This window comes from Delftia sp. WSY_7, assembly GCF_043104845.1.
GTDB classification, from domain to species: domain Bacteria; phylum Pseudomonadota; class Gammaproteobacteria; order Burkholderiales; family Burkholderiaceae_C; genus Comamonas; species Comamonas tsuruhatensis.
Window position 1 is genome coordinate 174,072 of record NZ_JBICLB010000021.1, and the last position, 17,214, is coordinate 191,285.

The window sequence follows — 17,214 nt, forward strand, 5'->3', positions numbered from 1 at the left end:
ACCGCTGATGAAAGGCCACGCACCGTTGCCAAGTCCTGTTTCCCCCGACGCCCTGGCCGGCAGCCTGGGCATGTTCCTGGCCGGCGAGCCCGTGCACCTGCTGGCCCAGCATGCGCTGTGGTGGCCCGCCCAGGGCACGCTGTTCATTGCCGACCTGCACCTGGGCAAGGCCGCCACCTTCCGCGCGCGCGGCATTCCCGTGCCGGCGGGCACCACGCAGGGCAACCTGGAGCGGCTATCGGCCCTTCTTCTGGGCCTGCCCGTGCGGCGGCTCGTGGTGCTGGGCGACTTCCTGCACGCGGCCGAGGCACGCAATCCTGCCGTACTGGCTGCACTGGCCCACTGGCGCAGCCGCCATGCGGCCGTGGAACTGGTGCTGGTGCGCGGCAACCATGACAGCCACGCAGGCGATCCACCGCCCGCGCTGGGCTTTGCCATCGTGGACGAGCCCTGGCACCTGGGGCCGTTCGCCGCCTGCCATCACCCCCCGCCGCCAACGCAGGACCTGCAGGCGCAGCAGGCCCGGCCCTGGCATGTGCTGGCCGGCCATGTCCATCCCGCCATCGTGCTGCGCGGCACCGGCCGCGACGCCTTGCGCCTGCCGTGCTTTGCCGTGCACGCTGGCTTTACCCTGCTGCCCGCCTTCGGCCTGTTCACCGGCATGGCCAGCCTGCCGCCCGAGCCAGGCCGCCAGCTCTTTGCCGTGGGCGCGGACCGGGTCTGGGCCGTGCCTGGGTGAGCCCAGGGATGTAATCGGGCGTAATTCTCCGCAAGGCCGTTGTTCCCTACAGTGACTCCCGCAGCAAGCGTGGCGGGACAGCAGGCAGTGCCCGGGGATGCCGCAGCGCTTTTCGTTCCACCAGGAGGAATGCATGGGCGTTCAACTCAATTTCTTCAACCAATCGAACGACGCGAACCACCCGCAGATCGTCATCTTCCAGAAGAACGTCGCCAGCGACCTCGATGCGCCTGCCGTGGCCTGGCGCGTCATCAAGTACTGCGGACAGGGCGACAACCATCCGTTCACCTTTCCGCTGGGCCTGCAGGTCGGCGCCAGCGACAGCCATGGCAACTGCACGCCGCAGCTGGAGGCGCAGTACGGCCAGCAGTTCCAGATGGCACCGTCCACCGCCGGCGATCGCCTGGCGCCCGCAGGCTACGGCGCCAGCTCCAAGGAAGTGCAGGTGCTCAACGCGCTGCCCCAAGGCGCCATCAACGCCAGCTGCTACAAGGACGGCAGGCTGCTGGCCGTCAAGACCGCGATTGCCCCCCGGCAAAAGGCCGTCTTCGAATTCAAGCCCAGCATCTGGATCGGCGTGGCCTCGCACATCCAGCAGGGCCAGATCATGAACTCGGCCATCGTCTCCCAGATGAACACCGAAATCTCCCTGCTGGGCATCTCCCGTGCCGACATCGTGATGCGCGGCGGCGGCTCGGGGGCGAATTCCCGCCCCTTCTCGTTCTCGCTGGAGAACGTCGTGATGTGCTGATGCAGGGTCGCGGCAAGGGGAGGGGGCGGAGAAGGGGTGGTGAGGGGGCGGAAGGGGACGGAAGGGGACGCAAGGGCCTGAGCATGACACCCTGATGACGGCTGTCACATCCCTGTCATGGACGCAGCCAAGAATCCCGCACTTGCCCGGCCCGCGCAGGCCACTTCCGCAGGTGCTTCCTCCTTCCCATGACCGATGCAGCCTCCCCCCTGGCACAGGCCCACGAAGACGCAGGCCTGATCTGCGGCTGGCGCTTCTTCAGTGACACACGGCAGTGCGTGCAGGCCGTGACGGCGCCATCCGCCGCGCAGTGGCTGGCCGATGCCGCAGCCCGGTCCGATGCGGGCCGGCGCGATTTCCTGTGGCTGCACTTCAACCTGACCCACACCCAGTCCCTGCGCTGGCTGCAGCGCCATGCGGGCCTGCCCGACGTGTTCTATGCCGCCCTGCGCGAGGGCCTGACCTCCACGCGCATCGAGCGCGCCGACGACAGCCTGGTCGCCGTGCTCAACGATGTGAACTTCGAGTTCAACTTCGATTCGGCCGACATCGCCACGCTGTGGATCTGCCTGGACGAGCGCCTGGTCATCACCGCGCGCACCCAGCCGCTGCGCTCTGTCGATGCCCTGCGCGACGCCGTGCGCCGCGGCGACAGCCCCGCCAGCACGGCCGAGCTGCTGGAGCACCTGATGCGCACCCAGGCCGATGTGCTGGTCAAGGTGGTGCGCGAGACCACGGCGCGCGTGGATGATATCGAGGACGCCATCCTGGCCCAGCGCTACCACCATCCGCGCGCCCACCTGGGCCGGCTGCGCCGCCTGCTGGTGCGCCTTCAGCGCCTGCTGGCGCCCGAGCCCGCCGCGCTGTTCCGCCTGCTGCAGCAGCCCCCCGGCTGGATGGGCGAGGAAGACCGGCGCGGCCTGGCCGCAGCGAGCGAGGAGTTCTCGCTCATGCTGCGCGACATGCAGACCCTGCAGGACCGCATCAAGCTGCTGCAGGAAGAGGTGGCCGCCGCCGTGAACGAGGACAACAGCAACAGCCTCTTCGTGCTGACCGTGGTCACCGTGCTGGCCCTGCCCATCAACATCCTGGCCGGCCTGTTCGGCATGAACGTGGGCGGCATACCGCTGGCCGAGCACGAGCACGGCTTCTGGATCGTGGTGTCCATCGTCGTCGCCTTCACCGTCATCGCCGCCTGGCTGGCGTTTCGCAAGAAGCGATACAGGGATTAGGGGACGTGTCAGGGAATCTTGCAGAAGAACTCGCAAAATATCTCGCACAAAACGGATTTCATCTATATAAATCAGCTGCTTATATAGGTGATCAATGTCGCAAGAATTCCTGCTCTACGACCATCCTGCCCAGATGGAGCCGCTGCTGCCGGGGGAACACAAGCTGGGCCCTTTGCTGGAGCTCTCCCATGACCTGATCAGGTTGGGTGAGCGGCTGGCCGGCCGCTACCGACCAGACACATTGCCAGGCCTGCGCCGGCTGCTTCGGGCGATGAACTCGTATTACTCGAACAGGATCGAGGGGCAGCACACCTTTCCGCTGGATATCGAGCGCGCCCTGCACAACGACTATGCGCAGGACGAAGACCAGGCCCGCCGTCAGCGATTGGCGCTGGCGCACATGGCCACTGAAGAGCAACTGGAGTACAGGTCCACGCAATGGACGAATGCGCAGGTCTGGACCCCCCAGATGCTGGCCGATATCCACCAGGACCTCTTCGCCCGTCTGCCCCAGGCCGATCTGGAGGCCGGCGCCCTTGGCGACGATGCCATCGAGCCGGGTCGATGGCGCACGCGGGAGGTTAGCGTGGGCAGGCATGCGGCGCCTGCAGCGGGGCAGTTGCCATTTTTTCTGGACCGCTGGTCGAGCTTCTACTCAGGCGTGCGCCGTGGCGAGTTGCAGTTGGTGGCCATGGCCGCTGCGCACCAGCGCCTGGCCTGGATCCATCCGTTCCGGGACGGCAACGGGCGCGTGGCCCGGCTGCATTCACATCTCGTACTAACCCACATGGGCCTGAGCAATGGTCTGTGGTCCCCCCTGAGGGGGTTCGCACGGTCGCAGGAGCGCTATTACGCCTTGCTTGCCGCCGCAGACGAGCCGCGCCGTGGTGACCTTGATGGCCGTGGCAATCTGACCGAACTGGGGTTGATCGACTGGATCGCATACGTGCTGGAACTGTGCATGGACCAAGTGAGCTTCATGGAGGGACTTCTGTCGCTGGACGGCATGAAGGAACGCATGGCGGCATGCCTTGCCTATGAGGAACGGGTGGTGCGCCAAGGCGTGCGCAGCGAGGCATTGCGCGCATTGCACTATCTTTTTGCGGCCCAGGCGGAGATGGATCGGGCCGACTTCAAGGCCATGCTGGGGTTGGGTGACCGGCTGGCCACCGCCCAGGTATCGGCACTGCTCAAGCGCGGCCTGCTGGAGACGGATTCACCGTATGGAAGAGTGCGCCTGGGCGTGCCGCTGCACGCCCTGCGTTTTTACTTCCCCCGCCTCTGGCCGGAAGCGGAGGCTGACTCGCTGTAGACGGCTCCTCTCAGGCCGCCACAGCCCTCGCCCCGAACGCCATCGCCCGCAGCCTGCCCAGCAGCGGCCACACCAGCATCAGCAGGGCCAGCGTGGTGATGGTGCCGGACAGGCCGTTGTGCCAGAAGATGCCCAGCTCGCCCTGGCTGGAGAGCATGCTCTGGCGGAAGGCGTCTTCCATGCGGTCGCCCAGCACGATGGCCAGGACCATGGGCGCCAGCGGATAGTCCAGCTTCTTGAACACGTAGCCGACCACGCCGAAGACCAGCATGAGCCAGATGTCCGTGGCATTGCCGTGCACGGTGAAGGCGCCGATGGCGCAGACCATGAGGATCATGGGCGCGACGATGGAAAACGGCACGCGCAGGATGGCGGCGAACAGCGGCACGGTGGCCATGACGATGACCAGGCCGGCGATGTTGCCCAGGTACATGCTGGCGATCAGGCCCCAGACGAAGTCCTTTTGCTCGGTGAACAGCAGCGGGCCGGGCTGCAGGCCCCAGATCATCAGCCCGCCCAGCAGCACGGCCGCCGTGGCCGAGCCCGGAATGCCCAGGGCCAGCATGGGCAGCAGGGCCGAGGTGCCGGCCGCGTGGGCGGCGGTCTCGGGGGCGAGCACGCCTTCGGGGTTGCCCTTGCCGAAGCTGTCGGGGTCGCGCGAGAACTTCTTGGCCAGCCCGTAGCCCATGAAGCTGGCCGCCACGGCGCCGCCCGGCGTCACGCCCATCCAGCAGCCCACCAGGGCCGAGCGCAGCATGGTCAGCCAGTAGCGCGGCAGCCGGGCCCAGGTCCTGAACACCACCTTGAGGTCGATGGAGGCCTTCTTGCCCTTGAAGGCCAGGCCTTCCTCGATGGTCATCAGGATCTCGCTGATGCCGAACAGGCCGATCACCACCACCAGGAAATCAAAGCCGCGCAGCAGCTCCGTGGAGCCGAAGGTCATGCGCAGGTCGCCCGAGATGGTGTCCATGCCCACGGCTGCCAGCAGCAGGCCCACGGCCATGGCGGCCACGATCTTGGCCTTGGGCTCCTTGCCCATGCCGATGAAGGAGCAAAACGTCAGGAAGAAGACCGCAAAGAACTCCGGCGGCCCGAACTGCAGCGCGAACGAGGCCACGACCGGCGCCAGGAAGGTGATCAGCATCACGCCCGAGATGGCGCCGATGAACGAGCCCGTGAAGGCCGTGGTCAGCGCGGCCCCCGCGTGGCCCTGCTGGGCCATGGGATAGCCGTCGAAGGTGGTGGCCACCGACCAGGCCTCGCCCGGGATGTTGAACAGCACCGAGGTGATGGCGCCGCCGAACAGCGCCCCCCAGTAGATGCAAGACAGCAGGATGATGGCCGAGGTGGGCGACATGCCGAAGGTCAGCGGCAGCAGGATGGCCACGCCGTTGGGGCCACCCAGGCCCGGCAGCACGCCGACCACGATGCCCAGCAGGATGCCCGTGAGCATCAGCCCCGTGTTCTGCCAGGTGGTGACGGCCGCGAAGCCGTGCGCGAGGTATTGGAGTTCTTCCATGGTGTTGCTCCGTGGCGGCGACAGGGGTCAATAGCCGAGCCAGGCTTCAAGCGGACCCTTGGGCAGGGGCACCTTGAACTGGATCTCGAAGACGTAGAACAGCAGCACGCTGGTGAAGCCCGACAGCGCCACGGCCTTCCACCAGGGATAACGGCCCGCAAACACCATGAAGCCCGTGATGAACAGCACCGAGGCCGCGTAGATGCCCAGCGGCGCGATCACGGCGATGTAGGCCGTCAGCGGCAGCAGCACCTGGGCCACGCGCCTGAGCTGCAGCCAGCTGGCGAACTGCTCCTGGCTGCGGCTGCGCAGCGCCTGCACGAAGACGGCGATGGCGCAGATGCCCAGCACGGCGCCCACGCGCAGCGGGAAGTAGCCGGCCTGCGGGCCGGTGTCGCTCCAGCCTGCGCCAATGCGCTGGTTGTCCCAGACCACGAGCACGGCCAGCGCCAGCAGCACGGCGGCCACGCCGTACTCCACATGGCGGCGGGACAGGCCGGGGGCCTGGGCTTCGGTGGCGGGGATGGATTCGGTGGCCGCGCCGGAGGGCTGGGCCGGGGCTGCTGCTGCCGCTGCCGCTGCATTGGAGGAGGGCGGGGCAAGGTGGATGGCGGTGTCCATGGCGCGGCTCCTCACTTGGCGGCGGCGGCCACGCTGGCCGACAGGAAGCCGGCCTTCTTCATGATGTCGAGGTGGCGCGTCTCGTCCTTGGCCAGGAAGTCCACGAAGGCCTGCCCCGTCATGTACTCGGGCTTGAGCGCGTTTTTCTCCAGGTACTCCTTCCACTCGGGCGTGGCCACTACCTTGTGCATCACGCCTGCATAGAACTGCGCCTGCTCGGGCGTGGTGCCGGGCGGCAGGAAGAAGCCGCGCAGCATGGTGTATTGCACGTCCAGGCCCTGCTCCCTGCAGGTGGGGATGTCCGACAGCGCCTGGCTGCCCGTGACCTTGGCCGTGTACTCGATGCGCTGCGTGTCGAACACGCACAGCGCCCGCACCTGGCCCGCGCGCCACTGCGCCATGGACTCGCTGGGGTTGTTGACGTTGGAGTCGATGTGCTTGCCCACCAGCTGGGTGCTGGCCTCGCCGCCGCCCTTGTAGGGGATGTAGGTGAACTTCACGCCGGCGGCCTGTTCCATGTTGGCGGTGATGATCTGGTCCTCGCGCTTGGAACTGGTGCCGCCCATCTTGAACTTGCCGCCGGCCTGCCGCGCGGCAGCCAGGTAGTCGGCGGGCGTCTGGTAGCCGGTCTCGGCATTGACCCAGAGCACGAACTGGTCCTGGGCAATCATGGCCACGGGATTCAGGTCGCGCCACTGGAAGGGCAGGGCCGTGGCCATGGGCAGGGTGAAGATGGCCGTGGAGGCCACCAGCAGCTTGTGCGGGTCGCGCGCCGAGGCCTTGACATCCAGAATGCCCTCGGCGCCGGAGGCACCGGCCTTGTTGAGGATGACCACGGGCTGCTCGATCAGCTTGTGCTTGGTGACGATGGCCTGGATCACGCGCGCCATCTGGTCCGAGGCGCCACCGGCCGAGAACGGCACGACGAGTTCGACGGACTTGGCGGGCTTCCATTGCGCCCAGGCGGCAGGGGCGGCGAGGGTGATGGCGGCGGTGGCGGCGAGGGTGGCGACGGCAGTTGCCGCCAGGCGGTTGCGGGGCGATGTCATGTCTCTTGTCTCCTGTTATTTCCTGGTATTGGTGCAATCCACGATCAAGGGGGCGAGCCATGTGCTCCGGCTCTGCCAAGGGGTTTCGGCGCGGGGCCGATGGGTTCAGGCGGCCTTGCGCAGCGCCCCGGTTGCGGCGTGGGCAGCGAAGTAATCCATGGACGCCTGCACGCCGCTGCCGGCCAGCCGGATGCCGGACAGCTTCAGCCCCATCTCCACGCCCGCCACCATGGCCAGCAGCGTGAGGTCGTTGCTGTCGCCCAGGTGGCCCATGCGGAACATGCGGCCCTTGAGCTTGCCCAGGCCCGCGCCCAGCGACAGGTCGAAGCGCGTGTGGATCAGGCGGCGCAGGGCGTCGGCATCCACGCCTTCGGGCGTGATCACGCCGGTGAGCACGGGCGAGTAGACCTGCGGATCGGCGCACTGGATGGGCAGGCCCCAGGCCTGGACGGCGGCGCGCACGCCGGCCGCCCAGCGCTGGTGGCGCGCAAACACCGTATCCAGCCCTTCGGCCAGCAGCATGTCCAGCGATTCGGACAGGGCGTACAGCAGGTTGGTGTTGGGCGTGTAGGGCCAGTAGCCGGTCTGGTTCATCTCCACGATCTCGTCCCAGGCCCAGAACGACTTGGGCAGCTTCGCGCTTTTGGCGGCCTCCAGCGCGCGTGGCGACAGCGCGTTGAAGCTGATGCCGGGCGGCAGCATCAGGCCCTTTTGCGAGCCGCTGATGGTCACGTCCACGCCCCATTCGTCATGGCGGTAGTCGGCGCTGGCCAGGCCCGAGATGGTGTCCACCAGCAGCAGGGCCGGGTGGCCCGCCGCGTCGATGGCCCGGCGCACGGCGGCGATGTCCGAGGTCACGCCCGTGGAGGTCTCGTTGTGCACCACGCACACGGCGCGGATCCGGCGCTCCGTGTCCTTGCGCAGCCGCGCCTCGATCAGGCCGGCCTGCACGCCATGGCGCCAGCCCGGCGCCTGGGGCAGGTGCTCATCGGAGCCGCCATAGGACAGGAACTCGGTGGACAGGCCCAGGCGCGTGGCCATCTTCTGCCACAGCGAGGCGAAGTGGCCGGTCTCGAACATCAGCACATGGTCGCCAGGGCTGAGCGTGTTGATCAGGGCCGCCTCCCAGGCGCCCGTGCCGGAAGCCGGATAGATCACCACCGGATGCCGCGTCTTGAAGACCTGCTGGATGCCGGCCAGCACCTTGAGGCCGAGCTGGCCGAACTCCGGCCCCCGGTGGTCGATGGTGGGCAGGCTCATGGCCCGCAGGATGCGGTCGGGAACCGGGCTGGGGCCGGGGATCTGGAGGAAGTGGCGGCCCGTGGGATGGTTGTCGAGCGTGAGCATGGTGCGTCCCTTTCAAGGAAATGCCAGGTCGGTCTGCGGGGGAGGGTGTTTGCGAATTTTTGCATTCAAAATTCATAAATGCCTTGGTGATAACCATGAATGCCTTGAGAAATGCTTGCGTAAAAATGAATGCAAAATTCATTCGACCAGGAGAATCCATGGCGGAGATCATCGAGATTTCGCGGCTTGCCCTGCATGACCAGGTGGCGGCGCGGCTGCGCACCTGGCTGGTGGAGGGGCGCATACCGCCCGGTGCCAAGCTCAACGAGCGCGCGCTGTGCGAGCAGCTGCGCGTCTCGCGCACGCCGCTGCGCGAGGCCATCAAGCTGCTGGCCTCCGAAGGGCTGGTGGACCTGGTGCCCAACCGCGGCGCCGTGGCCGTGCGGCTGGGCGAGGCCGATGTGCTGCAGACCTTCGAGGTGCTGGCGGGGCTGGAGGGCATGTCGGGCGAGCTGGCCGCGCAGCGCATCAGCGAGCAGCAACTGGCCGAGGTGCGGGCCCTGCACTTCGAGATGCTGGCCAGCCATGCGCGCCAGGACCTGTCCGGCTACTACCGGCTCAATGCGCTGATCCACTCGGCCATCAACCGCGCCGCCGCCAACCCCGTGCTGGCCGAGACCTATGGCCGCATCAACGCCCGCGTGCAGTCGCTGCGCTTTCGCACCAACCAGGACGCGGCCAAGTGGAAGCGCGCCGTCCAGGAGCACGAACGCATGCTGGAAGCGCTGCAGGCGCGCGATGCCGCCGCGCTGCGCCAGGTGCTGGTCGCCCACCTGGAGCACAAGCGCGACACCGTCATCGCCCTGCTCAAGGCAGGCCAGATCTACCCACGAACCATGAACGAATGAGAGCCGCCATGCTGATGGAATCCACGCACCGCCTTGCCGCTTCCCCCGACGACACCGTGCCCGCCCCCGGCACCGTGCTGCCGCCCGACGATGTCAGCCAGATGCTGGCGCGCCGCCTGCGCTCGGACACGCGCGGCCAGGTCCTGTTCGACGCCGCCTCGCGCGGGCGCTATGCCACCGATGCCTCCATCTACCAGATCATGCCGGTGGGCGTCTTCGTGCCCACCTGCGAAGAAGACATCGCCACGGCCCTGCAGATCGCCCGCGAGCTGAAGGTGCCCGTGCTGCCGCGCGGCGGCGGCACCAGCCAGTGCGGCCAGACCACGGGCGCGGCCCTGGTGATCGACAACAGCAAGCATTTGCGCAACATCCTCTCGGTGGACCCCGATGCAGGCACGGCCGAGGTCGAGCCCGGCCTGGTGCTGGACCACCTCAACGCCCGGCTCAAGAAGCTCGGCCTGTGGTATCCGGTGGACGTATCGACCAGCGCCCAGGCCACGCTGGGCGGCATGGCGGGCAACAACTCCTGCGGCTCGCGCTCGATTGCCTACGGCAACATGGTGCACAACGTGCGCGGCGCCCGCGCCTGGATGGCCGATGGCGAGCTGCTGGACTTCGGCCCCGTGGCCCAGGCCACGGGCCGCGCGGCGCGCATTGCGCAGTTCGTGCACGGGCTGGCGCAACAGCACCGCGAGGACATCCACGCCCACTGGCCCAAGGTCATGCGCCGCGTGGCGGGCTACAACCTCGACATCTTCGACAACCAGAGCGAGCGGCCCTACACGGCCGACGGCAGCGTCAACCTGGCCCATCTGCTGATAGGCGCCGAGGGCACGCTGGCCTACACGCGCTCGCTCACCCTGCAGCTCAGCGCGCTGCCGCGCGCCAAGGTGCTGGGCGTGGTCAACTTCCCCACCTTCCACGCGGCCATGGACTCGGCCCAGCACATCGTGAAGCTGGGCCCCACGGCCGTGGAGCTGGTGGACCGCACCATGATCGAGCTGGGCCTGGCCAACCCGGCCTTCAAGCCCACCATAGAGACCGCCCTCATCGGCCGCCCGGCCGCCATCTTGCTGGTGGAATTCGCCGGCGACGACCGCGCCGCGCTGCTGGCGCGGCTGCGCCAGCTGGTGGAACTCATGGGCGAGCTGGGCCTGCCCGGCAGCGTGGTGGAAATGCCCGAGGAAGCGGCCCAGAAAAACCTCTGGGAAGTGCGCAAGGCGGGGCTGAACATCATGATGAGCCTCAAGGGCGACGGCAAGCCCGTGAGCTTCATCGAGGACTGCGCCGTGCCGCTGCAGCACCTGGCCGAGTACACCGACGCGCTCACCGAAGTGTTCGCGCGCCACGGCAGCCGGGGCACCTGGTACGCCCATGCCTCCGTGGGCACGCTGCATGTGCGGCCCATCCTGGACATGCGCACCGACGGCGCGGCGCGCATGCGCGCCATTGCCGAGGAAGCGGCCGAACTGGTGCGCAAATACAAGGGCGCCTTCAGCGGCGAGCACGGCGACGGGCTGTGCCGCGGCGAGTGGATTGCCTGGCAGTTCGGGCCCGCCATCACCGAGGCCCTGCGCGCCATCAAGCAGCACTTCGACCCGGACAGCCTCTTCAACCCCGGCAAGATCATCGATACGCCGAAGATGGACGATGGCCGGCTGTTCCGCTTCGCGCCCGCCGACACCCCCCGGCCCTACCGGCGCATTCCCATCACGCCCGTGCTCGACTGGTCCGCCTGGAACGTGCAGGCCGACCCGGTCACCGAAGTCACCACGGCGCCCGGCACGGGCGGCGACGTCACCGGCGGCTTTGCCAAGGCCGTGGAGATGTGCAACAACAACGGCCACTGCCGCAAGTTCGACGCCGGCACCATGTGCCCCAGCTACCGCGTCACGCGCGACGAGCAGCACCTGACGCGCGGCCGCGCCAACACCCTGCGCCTGGCCATCTCGGGCCAGCTGGGGCCGGACGCCTTCACCAGCGAGGCCATGCACGACACCATGGACCTGTGCGTGGGCTGCAAGGGTTGCAGGCGCGACTGCCCCACGGGCGTGGACATGGCCCGCATGAAGGTGGAATTCCTGGCCCACTACAAGGCCCGCCATGGCCACACGCTCAAGGACCGGCTGGTTGCCCATCTGCCGCGCTACGCGGCCACGGCCAGCCGCATGCCCTGGCTGCTGAACCTGCGCAACCGCCTGCCCGTGCTGCGCCAACTGGGCGAAAAACTGCTGGGCCTGTCCGCCCGGCGCTCGCTGCCGGCCTGGCGCAGCGACACCTTCTGGCGCGCGCCCGAAGCACATACCTTTCTTGACCGCGACCAGGCCCTGGCCCGCGCGGCGGCCGGCGAGCGCGTGGCCGTGCTCTTCGTGGACACCTTCAACGGCACCTTCGAGAGCGAAAACGCCCTGGCCGCCGCCCGCGTGCTGCAGGCGGCCGGCTATGCGCTGCACACCGCCAGCAAGTCCACCAAAGAGGGCGGCGGCCACCACTGCTGCGGCCGCACCTACCTGGCCACCGGCATGGTCGAGCAGGCCAAGGCCAGCGCCGGTGCGCTGATCAACGCCCTGGCGCCCTTGGCCCGCGCCGGCATCCCCATCGTCGGCCTGGAGCCCTCCTGCCTGCTGACCCTGCGCGACGAAGCCCTGGTCATGGGCCTGGGCGAGCCTGCACAGGCCGTTGCCGCCCAGGCCCTGCTGTTCGAGGAATTCATTGCCCGTGAAGTGAAGGCCGGCCGCTTCGCGCTGCCGCTGCGCGCCGCCGGGGCGCCCATCCTCGTGCACGGCCATTGCCACCAGAAGGCCTTTGGCGCGGTCAGCCCCATCCTCGACGTGCTGCGGCTGATTCCCGGCGCCCAGCCCGAGCTGATCGAAAGCTCCTGCTGCGGCATGGCCGGCAGCTTCGGCTACGAGGCCAGCCACCACCAGGTCTCCATGGACATGGCCGAGGCGGCCCTGCTGCCGGCCATCCGCCAGCGCCCCGAAGCCATCGTCGTGGCCGACGGCACCAGCTGCCGCCACCAGATCGCCGACGGCGCGGCGCGCGAAGCCGTGCATGTGGCGCGGCTGCTGGAAAGCCTGCTGGATGCCCGCTGACTGCCCGCTGACCGCCATCCTCCATCCCGCACAAGACCAAGGCACTCCCATGAAGCACAAGCCCTGCCTGGACCTCCAGGACATCAAGGCCATCGCCCAGGCCGCCGAGGCGCATGCCACGGCGCGCGGCTGGGCCGTCAGCATCGCCATCGCCGATGACGGCGGCCACGTGCTGTGGCTGCAGCGCCTGGACGGCGCGGCCCCGGCCTCGGCCCACATCGCGCCGGCCAAGGCCCACGCCGCAGCACTGGGCCGCAAGGAAAGCCGGCTCTATGAGGAAATGATCAATGGTGGCCGTACCGCCTACCTGAGCGTGCCCGCGCTGCAGGGCCTGCTGGAAGGCGGCGTGCCCATCACCAGGGAGGGCCACTGCCTGGGCGCCGTGGGCGTCAGCGGGGTGAAGCCGGCCGAGGATGCGGAGGTGGCTCGGGCGGGGATTGCGGCGCTGGGGGCCGCGCCGCAGCGGTAGGGGCCCTGGGCTTCAGCGCGCCTTGCGCGGCTGCAGGGCCTCGGCGCGCAGCATGGCCAGCACGGCATCGCGCTTGTGGTGCAGGTGGGTGACCAGCAGCTCGCGCAGGGCCGTGGCGTCGCGTGCGCCCAGGGCCTCGATCATGGCTTCGTGCTCCTTGACGGCCTGCTTCCACTTGGCCGTGTCCAGGTTGGTGCGAAAGCGCAGCGACTGCACGCGGTTGTTGATGCGCTGGAAGGTTTCCGTCAGTACGGGGTTCTTGGCGGCGCTGTTCAGCGCCGAGTGGATGGCGGCATTGAGCCGGTAGTAGGCGGACACGTCGGCGCGCGCCACGCTGGCCATCATCTCGTAGTGCAGGGCGCGGATCTCGGCGAATTCCTGGTCGGTGATGCGCTGGGCGGCCAGTTCGCCTGACAGGCCCTCGATGCCGGCCAGCACTTCGAAGGCGTGCATGACATCGGCCTCGCTCAGCTTGACGGCGATGGCGCCGCGGTTGGGCAGCAGGTCGGCCAGGCCTTCGGCGGCCAGCAGCTTGATGGCCTCGCGCAGCGGCGTGCGCGAGACGCCGAGCTGCTCGCACAGCTCGCGCTCGTTGAGCTTGGCTCCCGGGGCGATGCGCCCCTCGATGAGCATGGACCGCAAACGGTCCGCCACCTGCTCGTGCAGCGCCGCCCGCGATATCTCGATGATCTCCGCCATCTAGCGGTCTCCTTGGCTGTTCCTGGCTGGTGGATGCCCCCGCCACAGGCATTGCGCCATGCGGGGCGGCGCCGATGTTAGCCGAGTTTGCATCCCCTGCGGGCCGCCGGGCGGGCGCACGCGCTGTCCCTGCCAAGCACTACAGGCTTTTCAGCAGGGGCCTACGGCCGGCGGAGACTCTTGATCCCACCATGGATGCCGATCCGACAGACCAACCAGGGAAAAACAATGGCCCAACCAGGAATCAGGCTGCAGATCCAGGTGGATCTTGCCTATGACATCCGCGATCCGGCCGGGGCCGACTTCGTGTTCAACATCCATGCGGCCCACACCTCGCACCAGACGGTGGAGAACGAGCGGCTGGTGCTCAGCCAGCCCGTGGAGCCCGACATTGCCACCGAGCCCGCCACCTCCACGCGCTTCATGCGCCTGCATGCCAACCCCGGCCCCCTGCACCTGACCTACACGGCCACCGTCTGCATCGCGCACCACCGGGAGGATCCGGCGGCGCTGGGCGAGGTTCCGGTGCGCTGCATCCCGCTGGAGGTCCTGCCCTACATCTACCCCAGCCGCTACTGCCAGTCCGACCGGCTGATGCAGCTGGCCTTCCGCAATTTCGGCCAACTGGCGCCCGGCTATTCGCGCGTGCTGGCCATACAGCAGTGGGTGCAGGAGCTGGTGACCTTCGCTTCGGCCACCAGCAACTCGTCCACCTCGGCCGTCGATACCCTGGTGGAGCAGGTGGGCGTGTGCCGCGATTTCACGCACCTGATGATCGCCCTGTGCCGCGCGCTGAACATTCCCGCCCGCATCGCCACCGGCACGGACTACGGTGCCGACCCTGCGCTGGGCCCGCCCGATTTCCATGCCTACGTGGAAGCCTACCTGGGCGACAGGTGGTACCTGTTCGATGCATCGGGCACGGCCATTCCCATGGGCTTCATGCGCTTTGGCACGGGCCGTGACGCGGCCGACGTGGCCTTTGCCACCATCTTCGGCAACGTGGTGGCCATGGCCCCCATGATCCAGACACAGGCCCTGGAAGACGAGCGCAGCCAGCTGCCCCGGCAGTGCAGCGAGGCGCTGTCGACCACCGCGCCTTCGCCCGCCGTGCTGTCGGGCTGCGCATCGTTTGGCAGCACGGCGGACCGAAGGAGCTTCAGGCAGCTGCCTGCCTGAGCTGCCTGCGCTGTGAAAGGCGCGCGGCGGCGGCTCTCAGAAGCGGTGCGTTCCCGTCACCGCAAAGGTGCGCCGCTGGCCGTAGAAGCAGTCGCCGCGTGCCAGGCACTGCGTGATCTGCACCTTGTCGGTCAGGTTGACCACGTTGAAGGCCAGGCGCCATGGGCCGGCGTCATAGGACACCATGGCGTCCAGCAGGGTGGCCGAAGGCGTGTCCACCAGGCTGGTGCCCGTCCACTGCGAACCCGTGTAGCGCACGCCCGCACCCAGGCTCCAGCCGCCGCGCCCTTCGCTGGCAAAGCGGTGCGTCAGCCAGGCCGACGCCGTGTGGCGCGGCACGCTGGTCACGCGCTGGCCCTGGTCGCCGCCATTGCTGCGCGAGATGACGGCGTCGGTGTACGCATAGGCCAGGGTGGCGTCCCAGTGGCGGGCCAGGCTGGCGGTGAGCTCGGCCTCGAAGCCGTTGACCTTGACCTCGCCGATCTGCAGGCTGTTGAGCGGGTTGGCCGGGTCGGTGGTCTTGCGGTTCTTCTCGCGCAGCGTGTAGACGGCGGCAAAGGCCGACAGGCCCTGGCCCGGCGGCTGCCATTTCACGCCGGCTTCCCATTGCTCGCCGCGCTGCGCCTTGTAGGGCGTGCCGTAGACGTTCACGCCGCCCAGCGGCTGGAAGGACTCGGAGTAGCCCAGGTAGGGCGCCCAGCCACCGTCCATCTGGTAGGTGGCGCCTGCGCGCTTGGTCCAGGCCTTCTCGTCCACGGCGGAGGCGGGACGGCCTTCGGTGTCCGTCTGCGCGCTGTCGTGGCGCAGGCCCAGGGTGGCGGTCCAGCGGCCCCACTTGATCTGGTCCTGGGCGTAGAAGCCCAATTGCTTTTGCGACACGCCCGGCTGGCGCACCAGCTGCGAGGCCGTGGGCGGCGTGAAGTTGCCGTAGACGGGGTTGTAGACGTCAAACGGCGCGGTCAGGCCGCGCCAGGTGGACTGGCTGGTGCTGTTGCGCTGCGCATCCATGCCGGCCAGCACGGTGTGCTCGGCCGTGCCCCAGCGCAGCTTGCCTTCGAGCTGCGTGTCGATCACCAGCATGCGCCCGCCGTTGACCTGCCAGGAGGCATCGCGGTAGACGCTGCGGTTGTCGGGGTTGAAGACCGGGCGCGCAGGGCGGCCCTGGCCGGGGATGGCGGTGAAGCTGGTGTAGATGGAGCGGTAGTCCACGTCGCTGATGGTGCGCCGCAGGTTCTGGCGCACGGTCCAGTCCGCGTTCAGGCGGTGGCTGAACAGGTAGCCCCAGGATTTGTTCTCTGTGTCGAACGAGTCCCAGCCGGGCTCGCCGATGAAGGTGCTGGTGGGAATCTGGCCGTAGGGGCTGGGCAGGCGCGTGCCCTGCCAGGGGAAGAAGCCGATCAGCGAGCCGCTCTTGTCCTTCTGGTAGAGCGCCTGCAGCGTGAGCGAGGTATCGGCGCTGGGCCTCCACGTCAGGCTGGGCGCGATCACCAGGCGGTCGTCGTTCACATGGTCCACCTGGGTGCCGCTTTCCCGGCCCACGGCCACCAGGCGGTACAGCCACTGGCCGTCTTCAGTGACGGCGCCGGTCAGGTCGGCGGCGATCTGCTTGCGCCCGTAGCTGCCCACCTGCACCTGCACCTCGCGCAGCGCCTCGGCCTGCGGGCGCTTGCTGGTGAGGTTGAGCACCCCGCCCACGCTGCCCTGGCCGTAGAGCACGGAAGAGGGGCCGCGCAGGAATTCCACGCGTTCCAGCGTGTAGGGGTCGGGGCGGCTGGTGTTGTAGGTGCCGTAGGTGCGCAGCAGCCCGTCCTGGTACTGGCTCACGTTGCCGCCGCGTGCCGAGAAGCTGTCCACCCGGCTGTCAAAGTAGTTGGACACCACGCCGGCGCTGTAGGCGGTGGTCTGGCGCAGCGTCTGCACGCCCTGGGCCTCGAACTGGTCGCGCGTGACCACGCTGATGGCCTGGGGCGTCTCTATCAGCGGCGTGTCGGTCTTGGTGGCCGAGATGGCGCGCTTGGCGGTGAAGCCCACCACAGGGCCGGTGGGATTTTCCTTCTCGGTGCCTGCGTTCACGGTGACCGGGGCGAGCGTGGCCTCGGGGACCTTGTCAGGCTGGGCCTGTGCGTGGGCTGCGCCGCACAGGGCAAGCAGGGCGGCATGCGCAACTGCCGTGCGCGAGAGTCTTTGGGTAAGCATGGTCAATGGTCGAGAGCTGGGAAACCTGTGCCGTGGGGCGTGCTCTGGGTGCGTCGGCGCTGCTGCCGGCCCTGGGGCCAGCAGCGCAGCCTGTCATGGCGGGTGCGGATTCTAGAATGACAATGGGAATGATTTCTTTTTCTTTTCATTTGTATGTA

Annotated in this window: 14 protein-coding genes; 8 read left to right on the top strand and 6 right to left on the bottom strand. The window is 68.3% G+C overall.

Annotated features, from left to right (window positions below):
* Positions 1–7: 7 nt before the first annotated feature.
* The 4 genes from pdeM to ACF8ME_RS09845 all read left to right on the top strand — a co-directional run bounded on the left by pdeM (position 8) and on the right by ACF8ME_RS09845 (position 4,034).
* Positions 8–739, top strand: a complete 732-nt coding sequence (gene pdeM / locus ACF8ME_RS09830; protein ID WP_374005420.1) for a ligase-associated DNA damage response endonuclease PdeM — start codon at positions 8–10, stop codon at positions 737–739.
* A gap of 133 nt (positions 740–872) precedes the next feature.
* Positions 873–1,490: a hypothetical protein gene (locus tag ACF8ME_RS09835; RefSeq protein WP_016448183.1), complete on the top strand. Its 618-nt coding sequence runs from the start codon at positions 873–875 to the stop codon at positions 1,488–1,490.
* Positions 1,491–1,678: 188 nt separating this feature from the next.
* Positions 1,679–2,722 carry a transporter gene (locus ACF8ME_RS09840; RefSeq protein ID WP_016448182.1) on the top strand — a complete coding sequence of 348 codons (1,044 nt, stop codon included), beginning with the start codon at positions 1,679–1,681 and terminating at the stop codon, positions 2,720–2,722.
* Between the two features lie 94 nt (positions 2,723–2,816).
* Positions 2,817–4,034: a Fic family protein gene (locus tag ACF8ME_RS09845; protein ID WP_013802964.1), complete on the top strand. Its 1,218-nt coding sequence runs from the start codon at positions 2,817–2,819 to the stop codon at positions 4,032–4,034.
* A 10-nt stretch (positions 4,035–4,044) separates the two neighbouring features.
* Here ACF8ME_RS09845 and ACF8ME_RS09850 read toward each other — a convergent pair whose 3' ends face one another.
* The 4 genes from ACF8ME_RS09850 to ACF8ME_RS09865 all read right to left on the bottom strand — a co-directional run bounded on the left by ACF8ME_RS09850 (position 4,045) and on the right by ACF8ME_RS09865 (position 8,570).
* Entirely contained in the window at positions 4,045–5,553 is a 1,509-nt protein-coding gene (locus ACF8ME_RS09850; RefSeq protein WP_392416207.1) for a tripartite tricarboxylate transporter permease, read from the bottom strand.
* 27 nt (positions 5,554–5,580) lie between these two features.
* The gene (locus tag ACF8ME_RS09855) at positions 5,581–6,174 is read right to left on the bottom strand and encodes a tripartite tricarboxylate transporter TctB family protein (RefSeq protein WP_160855659.1); all 594 of its coding nucleotides are present in this window, start codon (positions 6,172–6,174) and stop codon (positions 5,581–5,583) included.
* Between the two features lie 11 nt (positions 6,175–6,185).
* The gene (locus tag ACF8ME_RS09860; protein ID WP_071955152.1) at positions 6,186–7,223 is read right to left on the bottom strand and encodes a tripartite tricarboxylate transporter substrate binding protein; all 1,038 of its coding nucleotides are present in this window, start codon (positions 7,221–7,223) and stop codon (positions 6,186–6,188) included.
* Between the two features lie 105 nt (positions 7,224–7,328).
* Complete coding sequence (locus ACF8ME_RS09865; RefSeq protein WP_392416210.1) at positions 7,329–8,570, bottom strand: pyridoxal-phosphate-dependent aminotransferase family protein; 1,242 nt, start codon at positions 8,568–8,570, stop codon at positions 7,329–7,331.
* A 158-nt stretch (positions 8,571–8,728) separates the two neighbouring features.
* Between ACF8ME_RS09865 and ACF8ME_RS09870 the strand changes: the two genes are divergently transcribed.
* Genes ACF8ME_RS09870 through ACF8ME_RS09880 form a run of 3 tightly spaced genes read left to right on the top strand, consistent with a single transcriptional unit; the run spans position 8,729 to position 12,982 of the window.
* A complete protein-coding gene (locus tag ACF8ME_RS09870; protein WP_012204897.1) occupies positions 8,729–9,418 on the top strand; it encodes a GntR family transcriptional regulator in 690 nt (229 codons plus the stop codon).
* Positions 9,419–9,426: 8 nt separating this feature from the next.
* Positions 9,427–12,513 (top strand): FAD-binding and (Fe-S)-binding domain-containing protein, encoded by a 3,087-nt coding sequence (locus tag ACF8ME_RS09875; RefSeq protein WP_392416212.1) that lies wholly within the window; start codon positions 9,427–9,429, stop codon positions 12,511–12,513.
* A 49-nt stretch (positions 12,514–12,562) separates the two neighbouring features.
* Entirely contained in the window at positions 12,563–12,982 is a 420-nt protein-coding gene (locus tag ACF8ME_RS09880) for a heme-binding protein (RefSeq protein ID WP_392416214.1), read from the top strand.
* A gap of 12 nt (positions 12,983–12,994) precedes the next feature.
* Here the strand turns inward: ACF8ME_RS09880 and ACF8ME_RS09885 are convergent, their stop codons facing one another.
* Complete coding sequence (locus ACF8ME_RS09885; RefSeq protein ID WP_392416216.1) at positions 12,995–13,681, bottom strand: GntR family transcriptional regulator; 687 nt, start codon at positions 13,679–13,681, stop codon at positions 12,995–12,997.
* 228 nt (positions 13,682–13,909) lie between these two features.
* On the opposite strand from ACF8ME_RS09885, the gene ACF8ME_RS09890 reads away from it, so the two are divergent.
* On the top strand, positions 13,910–14,860 hold the full coding sequence (locus tag ACF8ME_RS09890) for a transglutaminase family protein (RefSeq protein WP_016453703.1): 951 nt from the start codon (positions 13,910–13,912) through the stop codon (positions 14,858–14,860).
* Positions 14,861–14,896: 36 nt separating this feature from the next.
* Here ACF8ME_RS09890 and ACF8ME_RS09895 read toward each other — a convergent pair whose 3' ends face one another.
* Positions 14,897–17,056 carry a TonB-dependent siderophore receptor gene (locus tag ACF8ME_RS09895; RefSeq protein WP_212645916.1) on the bottom strand — a complete coding sequence of 720 codons (2,160 nt, stop codon included), beginning with the start codon at positions 17,054–17,056 and terminating at the stop codon, positions 14,897–14,899.
* Between the last annotated feature and the right edge of the window lie 158 nt (positions 17,057–17,214).

Excerpts from the sequence above, each read along its gene's own strand:
- pdeM (WP_374005420.1), top strand. The coding sequence starts at position 8 with ATGAAAGGCCACGCACCGTTGCCAAGTCCTGTTTCCCCCGACGCCCTG.
- ACF8ME_RS09835 (WP_016448183.1), top strand. The coding sequence starts at position 873 with ATGGGCGTTCAACTCAATTTCTTCAACCAATCGAACGACGCGAACCAC.
- ACF8ME_RS09840 (WP_016448182.1), top strand. The coding sequence starts at position 1,679 with ATGACCGATGCAGCCTCCCCCCTGGCACAGGCCCACGAAGACGCAGGC.
- ACF8ME_RS09845 (WP_013802964.1), top strand. The coding sequence starts at position 2,817 with ATGTCGCAAGAATTCCTGCTCTACGACCATCCTGCCCAGATGGAGCCG.
- ACF8ME_RS09850 (WP_392416207.1), bottom strand. The coding sequence starts at position 5,553 with ATGGAAGAACTCCAATACCTCGCGCACGGCTTCGCGGCCGTCACCACC.
- ACF8ME_RS09855 (WP_160855659.1), bottom strand. The coding sequence starts at position 6,174 with ATGGACACCGCCATCCACCTTGCCCCGCCCTCCTCCAATGCAGCGGCA.
- ACF8ME_RS09860 (WP_071955152.1), bottom strand. The coding sequence starts at position 7,223 with ATGACATCGCCCCGCAACCGCCTGGCGGCAACTGCCGTCGCCACCCTC.
- ACF8ME_RS09865 (WP_392416210.1), bottom strand. The coding sequence starts at position 8,570 with ATGCTCACGCTCGACAACCATCCCACGGGCCGCCACTTCCTCCAGATC.
- ACF8ME_RS09870 (WP_012204897.1), top strand. The coding sequence starts at position 8,729 with ATGGCGGAGATCATCGAGATTTCGCGGCTTGCCCTGCATGACCAGGTG.
- ACF8ME_RS09875 (WP_392416212.1), top strand. The coding sequence starts at position 9,427 with ATGCTGATGGAATCCACGCACCGCCTTGCCGCTTCCCCCGACGACACC.
- ACF8ME_RS09880 (WP_392416214.1), top strand. The coding sequence starts at position 12,563 with ATGAAGCACAAGCCCTGCCTGGACCTCCAGGACATCAAGGCCATCGCC.
- ACF8ME_RS09885 (WP_392416216.1), bottom strand. The coding sequence starts at position 13,681 with ATGGCGGAGATCATCGAGATATCGCGGGCGGCGCTGCACGAGCAGGTG.
- ACF8ME_RS09890 (WP_016453703.1), top strand. The coding sequence starts at position 13,910 with ATGGCCCAACCAGGAATCAGGCTGCAGATCCAGGTGGATCTTGCCTAT.
- ACF8ME_RS09895 (WP_212645916.1), bottom strand. The coding sequence starts at position 17,056 with ATGCTTACCCAAAGACTCTCGCGCACGGCAGTTGCGCATGCCGCCCTG.